The following is a 15588-nucleotide window of genomic DNA, read 5'->3' as shown; positions in this document are numbered from 1 at the left end:
CGATAGCGGCGAAATTACGCCTGCTGGTTCATCAGTTCGTTGAAGGAAGTGGCTTTTTCAGACACTTTGGCTTTCGCCAGCACGGCTTCAACAGCCTGCTCTTCCAGCGCCACGTTGCGCATGTTGTCCATCAGCTCTTTGTTCTTGCTGTAGAACTCAACGACTTCAGACGGATCTTCGTACGCAGAAGCCATCTCTTCGATCAGGGCTTTTACGCGCTCTTCGTCAGCTTTCAGCTCGTTGGTGCGGATCACTTCGCCCAGCAGCAGACCAACAACGACGCGACGTTTAGCCTGCTCTTCGAACAGCTCGCGCGGCAGTTCCAGAGCCTGTTTCTCGTTGCCGCCGAAACGCTGAGCAGCCTGACGACGCAGCACGTCGATTTCGCTGTCGATCAGGGCAGCCGGAACGTCGATCTCGTTGGCTTTAACCAGACCTTCGATAGCCTGAGACTTCACGCGGTTACGCACAGCGCCTTTCAGCTCGCGTTCCATATTTTTACGCACTTCAGCGCGCAGGCCAGCGACGGAACCATCTTCCACGCCGAAACGTTTGATGAACTCTTCGGTCAGCTCAGGCAGTTCACGCTCTTCGACTTTCTTCAGGTTGATAACGAACTTAGCCGCTTTACCTTTCAGGTTTTCTGCGTGGTACTCTTCCGGGAAGGTCACGTCGATGGTGAACTCTTCACCCGCTTTGTGGCCTTTGATACCGTCTTCGAAGCCCGGGATCATGCGACCCTGGCCCATCGCCAGTACGAAGTCAGAGGCTTTGCCGCCTTCGAACTCTTCGCCGTCAACAGAACCGGTGAAGTCGATGGTTACGCGATCTTCAGCGTCAACCGCGCCTTCTTTTTCTTTCCAGGTCGCCTGCTGCTTGCGCAGAGTTTCCAGCATGGTATCAACGTCAGCGTCGGTGACTTCAACAACCGGTTTTTCAACTTCGATCGCGTCCAGACCCTGCAGTTCAACTTCCGGATACACTTCGAACTCTACCGCGTAGGTGAAGTCTTCGCCCAGTTTGTATTCGCCCGGAACGTAGTTCGGCGCGCCGGCCGGATTGATTTTTTCTTTGATGATCGCGTCAACGAAATGACGGCTCATCAGGTCGCCCAGCACGTCCTGGCGAACGGAAGCGCCATAGCGCTGAGCAACAATATTCATCGGCACTTTGCCTTTACGGAAGCCGTCAATGCGAACTTTTTTCGCTACGTTGACCAGCTCGCTTTTGACAGCATTCTCGATGCTGTCAGCGGCGATAGTAATCGTTACACGGCGCCCAAGGCCCTGAGTGGTTTCAACTGAAACTTGCATCTTGTTACCTCAAAAAAATCACAGTGCTCGGTCAACTCTGGAAGCGCGTATAGGTGGCTTCGCAGAACCGGGATGCCCTCTTCAAATCAGAAACACATTCCCTGTCGTCAGAATCATCCCGAAGACATTCATATATAAGACGCGGCATTATAGCGGCATCACTTTTGTGAGTCGAGAACGGTTGTCGCCTGGTGCTGCGGCATTTTTCACATTTCCCGCTCAAATTTGCCCGCAAAAGCGCTGACTTTGCGCATTTTCCAGGCAAAACAAAACGGCCCGTAGGCCGTTTTTGCTAAATCTGCAAGCAACATACTGGAAAAGCGCCAGCGGTTGCAAATGGGATTTCTAAGCGATACTCCCTGCGCCGCGGCACGGCGGCGAAGCAAATACCGTATCCTGTAATGCTTCCCATTCTTTAATCGTGTAGGTGTGCAGCGCCAGGGCATGCACCGTATTCGACAGCTCCTCGGTTAGCGTGCCGTAGATCATACGGTGGCGATTGAGGAAACGCTCGCCAGTGAAGCGATCGCTCACTAACACCACTTTAAAATGACTTTCAGAGCCCGCAGGGACGTTGTGACGATAACTTTCATCCACGACTTCGAGATACATCGGGTCGAACGCTGCTCTAAGTTTTGCTTCGATCTGTTCACGTATCATCATGAATTTTCTCCTCCGACAACGCTGAGATGCCGCCACTCCATTTAAATGTTAGCCGCTTTTACCGCTTCCATTAGGAGAAAACAACAAAAAATTAGCATTGTTCTGATATTTTCATTCAAAAGTATCACGTTTACTGGCTCTGGTCGCCAGATCCGTCGGGGAACGAGCCATTAACCGTGGCGGGACGCTCAGAAAACCGCCAGCACGATGGATTTACACGCGTTGCCACTTCCCCTTGCCGTTGGCAATGCTATGATGGCGGTAATTTTCCTTATAACAACACCATGCGTTGAGACCTGAACATGCTTAAGAAGATTCTTTTCCCGTTGGTCGCCATGTTTATGCTGGCAGGATGCGCCACGCCGCCGACCACCATTGAAGTATCGCCGAAAATCACGCTGCCGCAGCAGGATCCAAGCCTGATGGGCGTGACCGTCAGCATCAACGGCGCCGATCAGCGTCCGGACCAGGCGCTGGCGAAAGTGACGCGTGACAATCAGCTGGTCACTCTCACCGCCTCCCGCGATCTGCGCTTCCTGCTGCAGGAAGTGCTGGAGAAACAGATGACGTCTCGCGGCTACATGATTGGCCCGAACGGCGCGGTCGATCTGCAGATCATCGTCAACAAACTCTATGCTGACGTCTCTCAGGGTAACGTGCGCTATAACATCGCCACCAAAGCCGATATCGCCATCATCGCCACCGCGGCAAACGGCACAAAAATGACCAAAAACTACCGCGCCAGCTACTCCGTTGAAGGCGCCTTCCAGGCCTCGAACAAAAACATCGCTGATGCCGTCAACAGCGTCCTGACCGATACCATCGCCGATATGGCGCAGGACACCAGCATCCACGATTTCATCAAGCAAAACGCGCGTTAATGCTATCGCGAACCCGGCCTCCGCCGGGTTCGTGCTTTATGCTATGTCCAGTCATTACTTACGCATTTTTCAGCAGCCAAAATCAGCCATTTTGCTGATCCTTGGTTTCGCCTCCGGTCTGCCGCTGGCCCTCACCTCCGGTACCCTGCAGGCCTGGATGACGGTGGAAAATATCGATCTGAAAACGATCGGTTTTTTCTCGCTCGTCGGCCAGGCCTATGTCTTTAAATTCCTCTGGTCCCCGCTGATGGACCGCTACACGCCGCCGTTTCTTGGGCGTCGTCGCGGTTGGCTGTTGACCACCCAGGTATTACTCCTGCTGGCGATCGCGGCGATGGGCTTTCTTGAGCCGGTCACCCAATTACGCTGGATGGCGGCGCTGGCGGTGGTGATCGCCTTCTGCTCGGCGTCGCAGGATATTGTGTTCGACGCCTGGAAAACCGACGTTCTGCCGGCGGAAGAGCGTGGCGCCGGCGCCGCGATCAGCGTGCTGGGCTATCGCCTGGGGATGCTGGTCTCCGGTGGACTGGCCCTGTGGCTCGCCGACCGCTATCTCGGCTGGCAGGGAATGTACTGGCTGATGGCGGCGCTGCTGGTGCCCTGCATCATCGCCACGCTGCTGGCGCCCGAACCGAGCGACGTTATCCCGGTTCCCCGGTCGCTGGAGCAGGCGGTGGCTGAACCGCTGCGCGATTTTTTCGGCCGCAACAACGCCTGGCTGATTCTGCTGCTCATCGTCCTTTATAAGCTTGGCGATGCGTTTGCCATGAGCCTGACCACCACCTTCCTGATCCGCGGCGTGGGATTTGACGCTGGCGAAGTGGGAATGGTGAACAAAACCTTAGGCCTGTTCGCCACCATTCTCGGCGCCCTGTACGGCGGCGTCCTGATGCAGCGGCTGACGCTGTTTCGGGCACTGCTCATTTTCGGTTTGCTGCAGGGGGTCTCTAACGCCGGCTACTGGCTGCTGTCGATTACCGATAAGCACCTCTATTCCATGGCGACCGCGGTATTCTTTGAAAACCTGTGCGGGGGAATGGGGACGGCGGCATTTGTCGCGCTGCTGATGACGCTATGTAATAAGTCGTTCTCCGCCACCCAGTTCGCGCTGCTCTCGGCGCTCTCTGCGGTCGGTCGCGTATACGTTGGGCCGATTGCCGGCTGGTTTGTCGAGGCTCACGGCTGGTCGACCTTCTATCTCTTCTCTGTCGTTGCAGCGGTGCCGGGGATTGCCCTATTGCTGCTGTGCCGGCAAACGCTTGAGCATACCCAACGCACCGCAAGCTTTATGCCGCGTAGTGAGTTCCCGCAGGCCTATGCGCTGGCGCTGGGGATCCTGACTCTGGGCTGCCTGCTGCTCGCGGTGTGGCTGGCGCTGCTGATCCTCAACGCGCTGGATTATACGTCGTTCTCCTTCCTGTCCGGCCTGCTGGAGGTTGCCGCGCTCACCGCCGTCGGCGGGATTTTGTTCGGCGGCCTGCTTGACTATCTGGCGCTGCGTAAAACCCGCCTGATTTAAGGATCCAGCATCATTATTAGCCGTTGTAATTACGAAACGTAATTATAACGGCTTATTAACGCTTTTATATTGTCCGCCGCGCTATTTGTTGTTTTGTGCGTTTTTGATTTCTGGAAATTATTGACAGTTTTCGTTCGATTCTTTAAATAATTTAACCGATTCAGCTCCGGGGATTTTATTTTTCGTTTTCACAATGTCTTTTATTTGATAATTAAATGTTAAACAATTGTTCTAATTTGTGGGTGGTTATGCCCATTAGCCGCTAAGCACTCCTTTTCTTATCCCTTTCGTTATCAATCCCGCGAAAATCAGGCTTTGCAAGCGATTAAGTAACACTACGTTACATATGTGACAAACCAAGCAGAAGCCGCTAACACAGAACTGACAGAGATCCAATCATGTTTACAGTAATGCAACCTTACCGTAAAATGCCCATACACTTTAAACGCCACCAGATCCCGTGGAATTGAGGTCGTTCAATGAGACTCAGGAAATACAATAAAAGTTTGGGATGGATGTCATTAATCGCAGGTACTGTATTACTCAGTGGTTGTGATTCTGCACTCCTTGACCCAAAAGGACAGATTGGACTGGAGCAACGCTCTTTGATTCTGACGGCCTTCGGCCTGATGATGATTGTCGTTATTCCCGCCGTCTTGATGGCAGTAGGATTTGCCTGGAAGTATCGCGCGAGCAATAAAGATGCGAAGTATAGCCCGAACTGGTCACACTCCAACAAAGTGGAAGCTGTGGTCTGGACGGTACCTATTCTGATCATCCTGTTCCTGGCCGTTCTGACCTGGAAAACCACTCACGCACTGGAGCCAAGCAAACCGCTTGTCCATGACGAGAAGCCAATCACCATCGAAGTCGTATCGATGGACTGGAAATGGTTCTTTATCTATCCGGAACAGGGTATTGCTACCGTTAACGAAATCGCCTTCCCGGCGAACGTACCGGTACACTTCAAAGTGACCTCTAACTCGGTGATGAACTCGTTCTTTATTCCGCGCTTAGGTAGCCAGATTTATGCAATGGCCGGTATGCAGACTCAGCTGCACCTCATTGCTGACGAAGCTGGTACTTATGACGGTATCTCCGCTAGCTACAGTGGCCCGGGCTTCTCAGGTATGAAGTTCAAAGCGATTGCCACCCCGGATCGGGCGACTTTCGATCAGTGGGTTGCAAAAGCGAAACAGTCTCCGAACTCCATGGACTCCATGGCCGCGTTCGAGAAAGTGGCTGTGCCTAGCGAATACAACAAAGTGGAATATTTCTCTAACGTGAAACCGGATCTGTTCAAAGATGTTGTGAACAAATTCATGTCTCACGAGAGCATGAACATGTCTAAACCTGAAGGCGAGCACGCTGCTCACGACGGGATGGAAGGCATGGACATGAGCCACGCGGAAACCGCTCACTAAGGGGCCGAGGAAGAAAACGATGTTCGGAAAACTTACACTGGATGCAGTGCCCTACCACGAACCTATTATCGTGGTAACGGTGGCTGCGATTATCATTGGGGGACTGGCGCTTCTGGCAGCCATCACTTACTTCGGTAAGTGGTCCTACCTATGGAACGAGTGGCTGACTTCTGTCGACCACAAACGTCTCGGTATCATGTACGTTATCGTGGCAATCGTCATGCTGCTGCGTGGCTTTGCTGACGCCATCATGATGCGTAGCCAGCAGGTGCTGGCTTCGGCCGGGGAAGCCGGCTTCCTGCCGCCTCATCACTACGATCAGATCTTTACCGCCCACGGCGTTATCATGATCTTCTTCGTGGCGATGCCGTTTGTTATCGGTCTGATGAACCTGGTGGTTCCGCTTCAGCTCGGCGCGCGCGACGTAGCCTTCCCGTTCCTCAACAACCTGAGCTTCTGGTTCACCGTTGTGGGCGTGATTCTGGTTAACCTGTCTCTGGGCGTTGGTGAGTTCGCGCAGACCGGTTGGCTGGCCTATCCGCCGCTGTCGGGAATTGAGTACAGTCCTGGCGTAGGGGTTGATTACTGGATTTGGGCGCTGCAGCTCTCAGGTATCGGTACTACCCTGACCGGTATTAACTTCTTCGTGACCATTATCAAGATGCGCGCCCCGGGCATGACCATGTTCAAGATGCCGGTATTCTCCTGGGCATCTCTGTGCGCTAACATCCTGATTATCGCCTCGTTCCCAATTCTGACCGTCACCATCGCGCTGCTGACCCTGGATCGTTACCTGGGCACCCATTTCTTTACCAACGATATGGGTGGCAACATGATGATGTACATCAACCTGATTTGGGCCTGGGGTCACCCGGAAGTGTACATCCTGGTTCTGCCGGTGTTCGGGGTCTTCTCCGAAATCGCCGCGACCTTCTCGCGTAAGCGTCTGTTCGGTTACACCTCTCTGGTATGGGCAACCGTCTGTATTACCGTTCTGTCGTTCATCGTTTGGCTGCACCACTTCTTCACCATGGGTGCTGGCGCGAACGTAAACGCCTTCTTCGGTATTACTACCATGATTATCGCGATCCCGACCGGGGTTAAGATCTTCAACTGGCTGTTCACCATGTATCAGGGTCGCATCGTCTTCAACTCGGCGATGATGTGGACTATCGGCTTTATCGTGACCTTCTCCGTAGGTGGGATGACCGGCGTGCTGCTGGCGGTACCGGGCGCGGACTTCGTTCTGCACAACAGCCTGTTCCTGATTGCGCACTTCCATAACGTTATCATCGGCGGCGTAGTGTTCGGTTGCTTCGCAGGTCTGACCTACTGGTGGCCGAAAGCCTTTGGCTTCACCCTGAACGAAACCTGGGGCAAACGCGCTTTCTGGTTCTGGATCATCGGCTTCTTCGTGGCGTTTATGCCGCTGTACGTGCTGGGCTTCATGGGTATGACCCGTCGTCTGAGCCAGCAGATCGATCCGCAGTTCCACCCGATGCTGGTTATTGCAGCTTGCGGTGCGGCGCTGATCGCCTGCGGTATTCTGTGCCAGCTGATTCAGTTCTACGTGTCTATTCGCGACCGCGATCAGAACCGCGACCTGACCGGTGACCCGTGGGGTGGCCGTACGCTGGAGTGGGCAACCTCTTCTCCACCGCCGTTCTACAACTTCGCTATCGTTCCTCAGGTTCACGAACGTGATGCCTTCTGGGAAATGAAAGAGAAAGGTGAAGCGTACAAACAGCCTGCTCACTATGAAGAAATTCATATGCCGAAAAACAGCGGCGCCGGCATCGTGATTGCCGCCTTCGCTACGGTATTTGGTTTCGCCATGATCTGGCATATCTGGTGGATGGCGATCGCCAGCTTCATCGGCATCGTAGCGACCTGGATTATTAAGAGCTTTGACGAGGACGTGGATTACTACGTACCGGTTGCAGAAGTCGAAAAACTGGAAAAACAGCATTTCGATGAGATTAACAAAGCAGGGCTGAAAAATGGCAACTGATACTCTTGCGCATACTGCCCACGCGCATGAACACGGGCACCATGATACAGGACCGATGAAGGTATTCGGTTTCTGGATCTACCTGATGAGCGACTGCATTATCTTCGCTACGCTGTTTGCTACCTATGCCGTTCTAGTGAACGGCACGGCCGGCGGACCGACGGGCAAAGATATTTTCGAACTGCCGTTCGTTCTGGTTGAAACCGCACTGCTGCTGTTCAGCTCCATCACCTACGGCATGGCGGCTATCGCCATGTACAAAAACAACAAAAGCCAGGTGGTTTCCTGGCTGGCGTTGACCTGGTTGTTTGGCGCCGGATTTATCGGGATGGAAATCTATGAATTCCATCACCTGATCATGGAAGGCTTTGGTCCGGATCGTAGTGGCTTCCTGTCCGCGTTCTTCGCGCTGGTCGGCACCCACGGTCTGCACGTGACCTCCGGTCTTATCTGGATGGCGGTGCTGATGTTCCAGGTTTCACGTCGTGGCCTGACCAGCACTAACCGCACGCGTATCCTGTGCCTGAGCCTGTTCTGGCACTTCCTGGACGTCGTGTGGATCTGCGTGTTCTCGGTTGTCTATCTGATGGGGGCGATGTAATGAGTCATTCTACCGATCATAGCGGCGCTTCTCACGGCAGCGTGAAGAGCTACATGACAGGATTTATCCTGTCCATCATCCTGACGGTCATTCCGTTCGCCATGGTGATGAGTGGCTCCGCCTCGCATGCGGTTATCCTTGGCACCATTCTGGTGACCGCTGTGGTGCAGATCGTGGTACACCTCGTGTACTTCCTGCATATGAACAGCAAGTCCGATGAAGGTTGGAACCTGACCGCATTTATCTTCACCGTAATCATCATTGCGATCGTGGTTGTCGGCTCCATCTGGATTATGTGGAACCTGAACTACAACATGATGATGCACTAAGAGCGGCGAGTATGTTTAAGCAATACCTGCAAGTAACGAAACCAGGCATTATTTTTGGCAACCTGATCTCCGTGATCGGCGGTTTCCTGCTGGCCTCCAAAGGCCACATCGACTATCCGCTGTTCGTCTGGACGCTCCTTGGAGTATCCCTGGTGGTCGCCTCGGGTTGTGTATTCAACAACTACATCGACCGGGACATCGATCGTAAGATGGAACGGACGAAAAACCGGGTGCTGGTCAAAGGGCTGATCTCGCCAGAAGCTTCGCTGGTGTACGCCACCTTGCTGGGTATTGCTGGCTTCATGCTGCTGTGGTTCGGCGCTAACCCGCTGGCCTGCTGGCTGGGGGTGATGGGGTTCGTGGTTTATGTCGGCGTCTACAGCCTGTACATGAAACGCCACTCCGTCTACGGCACGCTGATTGGCTCACTCTCCGGCGCTGCGCCGCCGGTGATTGGCTACTGCGCGGTCACCGGTGATTTCGACAGCGGTGCGGCTATCCTGCTGGCTATCTTTAGCCTGTGGCAGATGCCTCACTCCTACGCCATCGCGATTTTCCGCTTTAAGGATTATCAGGCGGCGAATATTCCGGTGCTGCCGGTGGTGAAAGGCATTTCGGTCGCCAAAAACCATATTACGCTGTACATCGTCGCCTTTGCCGTGGCAACCCTGATGCTCTCGCTGGGCGGCTACGCCGGGTATAAATACCTGGTCGTGGCGGCAGCGGTCAGCGTCTGGTGGCTGGGCATGGCGCTGCGTGGCTATAAAGTGGCCGATGATAAAGTCTGGGCGCGTAAGCTGTTCGTCTTTTCTATCGTCGCCATCACCGCGCTGTCCGTGATGATGTCCGTTGACTTTATGGTGCCGGATTCACATAGTCTGCTGGCTTACGTGAGATAATTACGCACTCCCGCACGATCTAAAGCCCCGTATTTACGGGGCTTTTTCTTTCCTGTTTCATCATCGCTTTCTTTCTCATTTCATACTTCCCTCCCCTCCCCCGTCGCTTTCCCACTATCTTTCATATCAAAAAATGAGGAAAAATTGAGCCAGCACACACCGGGCATCACTCGCGCCGCACGGTCCTGCGATGCTACCTTTCGCCGGGGCTCTTGCCCCTTTGGGAAATAATCACTACAAGGAATTGCAATGAAAGAGTTAACACTGAACGAAATGGAGTATATCTCCGGTGGCTTTAATCTGTTCGGCGCAGCCAGCGGCTTCGCCAGCTTTGTCGCCAACTCTGGCGTCGGCTTCACCTCTTTTGTTCTGACCTCCGGCACCGCATTTGCCTCCTTCGTCGGCGACAGCGCGATGGCGTTTGGTTCCTTCCTGACCGGACAGTCAAACTGGGAAACCTTTGTGACCGCCGGAAAGGAAAACTGGGGAAGCTTTGTTAACACCGCCGGCAACAGCTGGAATACTTTCGTGAATAACGCGGCCAGCGACTGGAACACCTTTCTGACCAAAGCGTCGGCCTAAGCGACGTCTATCTTAGGGCAGCGCCACTGGCTGCCCTGTTTAACCCACCAGCATCGCCTGCGCGCTGTAGAGCAGATCGAGGTGATCGCGGCATAACGCTTCCAGCGAAGTGCGCGATTGATGACTGGTCAGACTCAGCGCCCCCCACCAGGTCCCTTCTCTGTCGGTTAACGGCACCGCCAGCACCAGCATGCCAATCTCAAACTCCTGCTCAATGGTGGCGTATCCCTGGCGCCGTACCTGGGCGATTTTCTCCATCAGCGACGCGATATCGGTCACCGTATAGGGGGTACGTTGTTCCCGGGTTATGCGCTGCAGGACGGTCTCACACTCTGCTTCCGGCAGCGAAGCCAGCCACAATCGCCCCCCGGCGGTACAGAAAATGGGCACCCGCTCCCCAAGCCGCACCGACGTAGAGTTGAACGGCGTATGCCGACTGCGGGCGATATAGACCAGTTCATCTTCATCCACCACCCCCACCGAGGCGTGCTCTTCGGTCCGGCTGGCGATGTATTCGACAATCGGCCGTACCATGCGAGGAAACTGCGCCGAATCGACATAGGCCTGGCCAAGCCGCAGCGTCTTTGGGGTAAGCCAGTAATAGCGCCCGTCGGTTTGCAGATAGCGCTCATGCAGGAGCGTCAGCAGAAAACGTCGCGCGGCGCTTTGCGTCAGGCCGCTCATTTTCGCCGTCTGGGCGACGGTGAGCTTTGGGCAGGTTTTGGAAAAAAGCTGAATTAGCGCCAGCCCTTTTTGTAAACCGACGATCAGATCGCGTGGATGAATGGTGTTTTGCATATTCGCTCACATTTTTGCAACATCATTATCGATTTCCTGCGATTATCGCAGCGTTCGTGCGATTAACAACCGACATGTCCGAATTCTGCGTTGTCGCTCCCAGCTTCCACTGAAATACTTTCACAACATTCATTTAACAAATGAGGTTTGAAATGGTCAGTGGAACTACCCAGGTTGTCGCCGTGATTGGTCATCCGATCGCCCAGGTGAAATCGCCAGATAACTTCAACCGCTACTTTGCCGAACAGCACATGGACAGCGTCATGATCCCGGTGGATATCGTCCCGGACGCGGTGGCCGCCTACCTCAACGCCCTGCGCGGCTGGCAGAACATGACCGGCGTGCTGGTGACGGTGCCGCATAAACAACGCGCCGCCGCGCTGGTCGACGACCTCACGCCGCGCGCCCGCCGACTCAACGCCGTCAATGTGATCCGCAAGCTGGCGGATGGCCGCCTGCAGGGCGATATGTTGGACGGCGTCGGCTTTCAGCTCGCCGCCGAGGCGCAGGGCTTTCAGCCGGCAGGTAAGCAGGCGCTGCTCTCCGGTTGCGGCGGCGTCGGCAGCGCCATCGCCTGGGGACTGTGCGAGGCGGGGATCCGTCGGCTGGCCCTGCACGATCAAACCCCGGCCACCCGGCAGCGCCTGCATGACCTTCTGGCTGAGGCCTTTCCGGCGGTGCAACTGAGCGCGCTGCCAGACACCCTTTACGGCCTCGATCTACTGGTTAATGGCTCACCGGCCGGCATGGCCGGATTTGATGAGCTGCCTCTACCGCAGGCGCTTCTGGATACGCTCGACAGCGCCACTCATGTGGCCGACGTTGTCACCGCCCCGGTGATGACGCCGTTGCTCACTTTCGCCGCCGCACGTGGTTGCAAAGTACAGACCGGGCCGGAAATGGCGCTGGCGCAGATGAGGCTGATGGGCCAGTTTATCGGCGCCATCCCGCAGGCGCAGGGAGCGGCGGCATGAAGAGCTGGGATGTGATCGTCATCGGCAGCGGCGCGGCCGGTTTTGCCGCCGCGGTCACCGCCTGCTGTAAAGGGCTGTCGGTGCTGATGCTGGAGAAAGCCGGCCAGTTCGGCGGCACCTCGGCCATCTCCGGCGGCGCCGTGTGGCTGCACGATACCGACCAGGCGCGCGCCGAGGGCAAAAGCGGTAGCGCCGAGGCGATGAAAACCTACCTGCGAACCATTATCGGCGAGGGCCAGTACCGCGAAGATCTTGCCGAAGCGTTTGTCAGCGCCGGGCGGGAGGCGCTGGCCTTTCTCGAGCGTGAGGGGGCAGTAAAGTACAGCCTGCGTCCGCTCTCGCCCGATTACTATCCGGATGAACCCGGCGCAGTCGACGTCGGGCGCGCGCTGGAGGTGGTGGAGTATGACGGCCGTGAACTGGGGGACGCGTTTCGCGACCTGCGTTCGCCGCCGCCGGGGATGCTGCTGTTTGGCGGGATGATGGTCAACCGCGTCGATATTCAACATTTTCTCGACATGCGCCGCTCGCTGCGCTCCCTGGCCCATTGCACCCGGCTGCTGCTGCGCTATGCCCGCGACCGGGTGAAGTACCCTCGCGGTACCCGCCTGGCGATGGGCAATGCGCTGATTGCCCGCATGGCGACTACGGCGCTGCGTAAAGGCATGAACCTGCGGCTGAATGTCAATGTTCTGACGCTGTGCGAAACGCAAGGCGCGGTCCGCGGGGTGGAGATTGAGTTTCAGGGGCAAAGAGAGACGCTGCACGCCCGCCGCGGGGTGGTGCTGGCCGCAGGCGGCTTCGCCGCGGGCGCGCTGGCGGCGCGCTATCGGCCGCACACCCGCGAGCATTTCACCATGTCGCCGCCGGCCAACGATGGCGCCGCGCTGCATCTCGCGGCGGCGCTTAACGCTCGCGAGGGAGCCGATCGGGCCTCCAACTTTTTCTGGGCGCCGGTATCGGTGCTGACCCGGGCCGACGGCAGCGAGGAGCGCTTCCCCCATCTGGTAACCGATCGCGCAAAACCGGGCGTGATTGCCGTCAATCAGCGGGCGGTACGCTTCGTCAACGAGTCCAGTTCCTATCACCATTTCGCCAGCGCAATGCAGGATGCAGCGGAAAATGCCCCCTGTTTTTTACTCTGCGACGCCCAGGCGATGAAGCGTTATGGCCTCGGACTGGCGCGCCCGGCGCCGGTCAATAATGACGCCCTGGTCGCCGCTGGCTATCTGCACAAAGCCGATACCCTGGCCGCGCTGGCGCAACAGCTTGGTCTGGATGCCCAAACCCTGAGCGAGACGGTAGCCCGCTACAACCGCGACGCCGCGCAGGGCGTGGATCGGGAATTTGCTAAAGGCGGCAACAGCTATAACCGGGCGATGGGCGATCCGGGCCATCAGCCTGACGCCTGTAATGCCCCCCTGCTCAGCGCGCCGTTCTATGCCATCAAACTTTATACCGGCGATCTGGGGACCTCACGGGGCCTGGTCACCACCGCCGATGCCCAGGTCGTCAATACCCAAGGAAACCCCATCCCGGGGCTGTACGCGGTGGGAAACGACATGGATTCGCTGATGGCCGGCACCTATCCGGGCCCCGGCATCACCCTCGGCCCGGGGCTGACGTTTGGCTATCTCGCCGCCTGCCATCTGGCACAACACTCCACCCACTAATCAGGAAAACATCATGATCTACGAAAAACGCACGTACACCATCAATCCGCTGAAAATGGCCGACTGGCTGGCGCTGTACCAAAGCGATGCCCTGGCGGTGCAAACCGACCATCTCGGCCAGCTGATCGGCTTCTTTTTTACCGAGATCGGCGTGGTCAATCAGGTAGTGCACATCTGGGCTTATGAAAGCCTGGACGATCGTCTGGTGCGCCGCGCGCGGATGGCCCAGGACGAACGCTGGCAGACCTTCTCGCGTAAAAATCGCGAACTGGCCGCCGTGGAACGCCTCGAGTCGGTGCTGATGCGCCCCACCGCTTTTTCACCTCTGCAGTAAGGAGTCCAACATGAGCGGGCCTGTGAAGGTGGATGTGCTGGTGGTCGGCTCCGGCGCCGCGGGGCTCTCTGCCGCGNNCGGCGCCAGCGTCATGGTGGCGGAGAAAGCGTCAGTGCTCGGCGGAACCAGCGCCTGGTCCGGCGGCTGGCTGTGGATCCCCCGCAACCCGCTGGCGCGGGCGGAGGGCATCGACGAAGCAGCCGACGCGCCGCTGACCTATCTGCAGCATGAGATGGGGGGCGAAGCCGCCGATATTCGTCTGCAAACCTTCCTGCGTTACGGGCCGGAGATGGTGGAATTTTTCCATCAGCGGACGGCGGTGCAGTTTCTCTCGGGCAGCGCCATGCCGGACTTTCACCCGTCGCCGGGTGCGGCGAGCGGNNGCTCCATCGCCTGCGTCCGCCGCTGGAGACCATTAGCCTGGGCGGGATGGGCATCGCCGGCGGCGCGGATATGGCGCATTTTTTCAATGCCACCCGCTCGCCGCGCTCCGCGCTGTATGCTGCCCGCCGCCTGCTGCGCCACGGCTGGCAGCGGCTACGCGCCGGACGGGGGCAGCATCTGGTCAATGGCAATGCGCTGGTCGCCCGTCTGCTGCGATCCGCCCTCGACGCCGGCGTGCGTTTTCAGCTCAATGCCCCGGTGGTCCGGCTGCTGCAGGGTCCGCCGGGCGTGTCCGGCGCGGTGCTGCGCAGCGACGGCGGGGAGATTCACGTCGAAGCTGGCGCCGTGGTGCTGGCCTGCGGCGGTTTTCCCCACGATCGCCAGCGGCTGGCGCAGGTGGTGCCTCACGCTGCGGAGGGTTACGGCCATTTCTCCGCCGCACCGCCGGACAATCAGGGCGAGGGGATCAGGCTTGGCGAATCCGTCGGCGGCCAGTTCGACACTTCCCTGCGCCACCCGCTGGCCTGGGCGCCGGTGTCCCGCGTCACTCTGGCCAGCGGCCAGCAGCTAATGTTTCCTCATCTGGTGGAGCGCGCCAAACCCGGGGTGATCGCCGTCCTGCCCAACGGCAAACGTTTTGTTAACGAGGCCGACTCTTATCATGACTTTATCGCCGCCCTGCTGGCGGCCACACCCGCGGGCGACACGCCGCAGGCCTGGCTGCTGGCCGATCGTCGCGCGCTGCGTCGCTACGGCCTGGGCCACGCCAGACCGTTCCCGTTCACTCCCACCGCCTGGCTGCGTACCGGCTATCTGCAGCGAGGAAACACCCTGGCGGAGCTGGCGAAGCAGTGCGCTATCGACGCCAATGCGCTGGCGGAAACCGTTGAACGCTTTAACCACTTCGCCAGCGCTGGCGAAGACGTCGATTTTCACCGCGGGGCATCAGCCTATAACCGCGCCCAGGGTGACCATCAGGTGACGCTCGGACCGCTGCGCGAAGGGCCGTTCTACGCGGTGCGCATTCTGCCCGGCTCGCTGGGCACCTTCAGCGGATTGCAAACCGACGAACACGCCCGGGTGCTGGATGATCAGCAGCAGCCGATACCGGGTCTGTACGCCATCGGCAACGACATGTCGAGCGTGATGCGCGGCTATTACCCCAGCGGAGGGATCACCCTCGGGCCCGCCATGACCTTCGGC

Annotated in this window: 14 protein-coding genes and 1 pseudogene; 12 read left to right on the top strand and 3 right to left on the bottom strand. The window is 57.4% G+C overall.

Annotation, left to right across the window (positions count from 1 at the left end; translation table 11 throughout):
• Positions 1–14: 14 nt before the first annotated feature.
• Positions 15–1313, bottom strand: a complete 1299-nt coding sequence (tig, locus tag KHQ28_RS22470; RefSeq protein ID WP_004147333.1) for a trigger factor — start codon at positions 1311–1313, stop codon at positions 15–17.
• Between the two features lie 345 nt (positions 1314–1658).
• On the bottom strand, positions 1659–1976 hold the full coding sequence (gene bolA, locus KHQ28_RS22465; protein WP_002891649.1) for a transcriptional regulator BolA: 318 nt from the start codon (positions 1974–1976) through the stop codon (positions 1659–1661).
• A 302-nt stretch (positions 1977–2278) separates the two neighbouring features.
• On the opposite strand from bolA, the gene KHQ28_RS22460 reads away from it, so the two are divergent.
• The 8 genes from KHQ28_RS22460 to KHQ28_RS22425 all read left to right on the top strand — a co-directional run bounded on the left by KHQ28_RS22460 (position 2279) and on the right by KHQ28_RS22425 (position 10222).
• Positions 2279–2857, top strand: a complete 579-nt coding sequence (locus KHQ28_RS22460; protein ID WP_002891647.1) for a lipoprotein — start codon at positions 2279–2281, stop codon at positions 2855–2857.
• 43 nt (positions 2858–2900) lie between these two features.
• Positions 2901–4376: a muropeptide MFS transporter AmpG gene (gene ampG, locus KHQ28_RS22455; protein WP_004178749.1), complete on the top strand. Its 1476-nt coding sequence runs from the start codon at positions 2901–2903 to the stop codon at positions 4374–4376.
• Positions 4377–4855: 479 nt separating this feature from the next.
• On the top strand, positions 4856–5800 hold the full coding sequence (cyoA, locus tag KHQ28_RS22450) for a cytochrome o ubiquinol oxidase subunit II (RefSeq protein ID WP_002891641.1): 945 nt from the start codon (positions 4856–4858) through the stop codon (positions 5798–5800).
• 19 nt (positions 5801–5819) lie between these two features.
• Positions 5820–7811 (top strand): cytochrome o ubiquinol oxidase subunit I, encoded by a 1992-nt coding sequence (gene cyoB, locus KHQ28_RS22445; RefSeq protein WP_002891638.1) that lies wholly within the window; start codon positions 5820–5822, stop codon positions 7809–7811.
• Positions 7801–8412, top strand: a complete 612-nt coding sequence (locus KHQ28_RS22440) for a cytochrome o ubiquinol oxidase subunit III (RefSeq protein WP_002891635.1) — start codon at positions 7801–7803, stop codon at positions 8410–8412. Before cyoB ends, KHQ28_RS22440 begins: the two co-directional genes overlap by 11 nt.
• A complete protein-coding gene (locus KHQ28_RS22435; RefSeq protein WP_002891634.1) occupies positions 8412–8741 on the top strand; it encodes a cytochrome o ubiquinol oxidase subunit IV in 330 nt (109 codons plus the stop codon). Before KHQ28_RS22440 ends, KHQ28_RS22435 begins: the two co-directional genes overlap by 1 nt.
• An 11-nt stretch (positions 8742–8752) precedes the next feature.
• A complete protein-coding gene (cyoE, locus tag KHQ28_RS22430) occupies positions 8753–9640 on the top strand; it encodes a heme o synthase (RefSeq protein ID WP_002891629.1) in 888 nt (295 codons plus the stop codon).
• 249 nt (positions 9641–9889) lie between these two features.
• Positions 9890–10222 carry a hypothetical protein gene (locus KHQ28_RS22425; protein ID WP_004178748.1) on the top strand — a complete coding sequence of 111 codons (333 nt, stop codon included), beginning with the start codon at positions 9890–9892 and terminating at the stop codon, positions 10220–10222.
• Positions 10223–10261: 39 nt separating this feature from the next.
• On the opposite strand, the gene KHQ28_RS22420 is transcribed toward KHQ28_RS22425, so the two are convergent.
• Positions 10262–11020 carry an IclR family transcriptional regulator C-terminal domain-containing protein gene (locus KHQ28_RS22420; RefSeq protein ID WP_002891624.1) on the bottom strand — a complete coding sequence of 253 codons (759 nt, stop codon included), beginning with the start codon at positions 11018–11020 and terminating at the stop codon, positions 10262–10264.
• A gap of 152 nt (positions 11021–11172) precedes the next feature.
• Here KHQ28_RS22420 and KHQ28_RS22415 point away from each other — a divergent pair, with 152 nt between their 5' ends.
• The 4 genes and pseudogenes from KHQ28_RS22415 to KHQ28_RS22400 all read left to right on the top strand — a co-directional run.
• Positions 11173–11994: a shikimate dehydrogenase gene (locus KHQ28_RS22415; RefSeq protein WP_032419345.1), complete on the top strand. Its 822-nt coding sequence runs from the start codon at positions 11173–11175 to the stop codon at positions 11992–11994.
• Positions 11991–13667: an FAD-dependent oxidoreductase gene (locus KHQ28_RS22410; protein WP_032419346.1), complete on the top strand. Its 1677-nt coding sequence runs from the start codon at positions 11991–11993 to the stop codon at positions 13665–13667. Before KHQ28_RS22415 ends, KHQ28_RS22410 begins: the two co-directional genes overlap by 4 nt.
• A 13-nt stretch (positions 13668–13680) precedes the next feature.
• The gene (locus KHQ28_RS22405) at positions 13681–14001 is read left to right on the top strand and encodes an NIPSNAP family protein (RefSeq protein ID WP_002891541.1); all 321 of its coding nucleotides are present in this window, start codon (positions 13681–13683) and stop codon (positions 13999–14001) included.
• 10 nt (positions 14002–14011) lie between these two features.
• Positions 14012–15588 (top strand): annotated as a pseudogene (locus tag KHQ28_RS22400) (FAD-dependent oxidoreductase); the annotation flags it as partial.

Source organism: Klebsiella sp. 28 (assembly GCF_018223905.1).
GTDB classification, from domain to species: Bacteria; Pseudomonadota; Gammaproteobacteria; order Enterobacterales; family Enterobacteriaceae; genus Klebsiella; species Klebsiella pneumoniae.
This window is presented reverse-complemented; position numbering and strand designations above follow the sequence as displayed.

What these genes read in the sequence shown, in the direction of transcription:
- tig (WP_004147333.1), bottom strand. Translation starts at nt 1,313, where the DNA reads ATGCAAGTTTCAGTTGAAACCACTCAGGGCCTTGGGCGCCGTGTAACG.
- bolA (WP_002891649.1), bottom strand. Translation starts at nt 1,976, where the DNA reads ATGATGATACGTGAACAGATCGAAGCAAAACTTAGAGCAGCGTTCGAC.
- KHQ28_RS22460 (WP_002891647.1), top strand. Translation starts at nt 2,279, where the DNA reads ATGCTTAAGAAGATTCTTTTCCCGTTGGTCGCCATGTTTATGCTGGCA.
- ampG (WP_004178749.1), top strand. Translation starts at nt 2,901, where the DNA reads ATGTCCAGTCATTACTTACGCATTTTTCAGCAGCCAAAATCAGCCATT.
- cyoA (WP_002891641.1), top strand. Translation starts at nt 4,856, where the DNA reads ATGAGACTCAGGAAATACAATAAAAGTTTGGGATGGATGTCATTAATC.
- cyoB (WP_002891638.1), top strand. Translation starts at nt 5,820, where the DNA reads ATGTTCGGAAAACTTACACTGGATGCAGTGCCCTACCACGAACCTATT.
- KHQ28_RS22440 (WP_002891635.1), top strand. Translation starts at nt 7,801, where the DNA reads ATGGCAACTGATACTCTTGCGCATACTGCCCACGCGCATGAACACGGG.
- KHQ28_RS22435 (WP_002891634.1), top strand. Translation starts at nt 8,412, where the DNA reads ATGAGTCATTCTACCGATCATAGCGGCGCTTCTCACGGCAGCGTGAAG.
- cyoE (WP_002891629.1), top strand. Translation starts at nt 8,753, where the DNA reads ATGTTTAAGCAATACCTGCAAGTAACGAAACCAGGCATTATTTTTGGC.
- KHQ28_RS22425 (WP_004178748.1), top strand. Translation starts at nt 9,890, where the DNA reads ATGAAAGAGTTAACACTGAACGAAATGGAGTATATCTCCGGTGGCTTT.
- KHQ28_RS22420 (WP_002891624.1), bottom strand. Translation starts at nt 11,020, where the DNA reads ATGCAAAACACCATTCATCCACGCGATCTGATCGTCGGTTTACAAAAA.
- KHQ28_RS22415 (WP_032419345.1), top strand. Translation starts at nt 11,173, where the DNA reads ATGGTCAGTGGAACTACCCAGGTTGTCGCCGTGATTGGTCATCCGATC.
- KHQ28_RS22410 (WP_032419346.1), top strand. Translation starts at nt 11,991, where the DNA reads ATGAAGAGCTGGGATGTGATCGTCATCGGCAGCGGCGCGGCCGGTTTT.
- KHQ28_RS22405 (WP_002891541.1), top strand. Translation starts at nt 13,681, where the DNA reads ATGATCTACGAAAAACGCACGTACACCATCAATCCGCTGAAAATGGCC.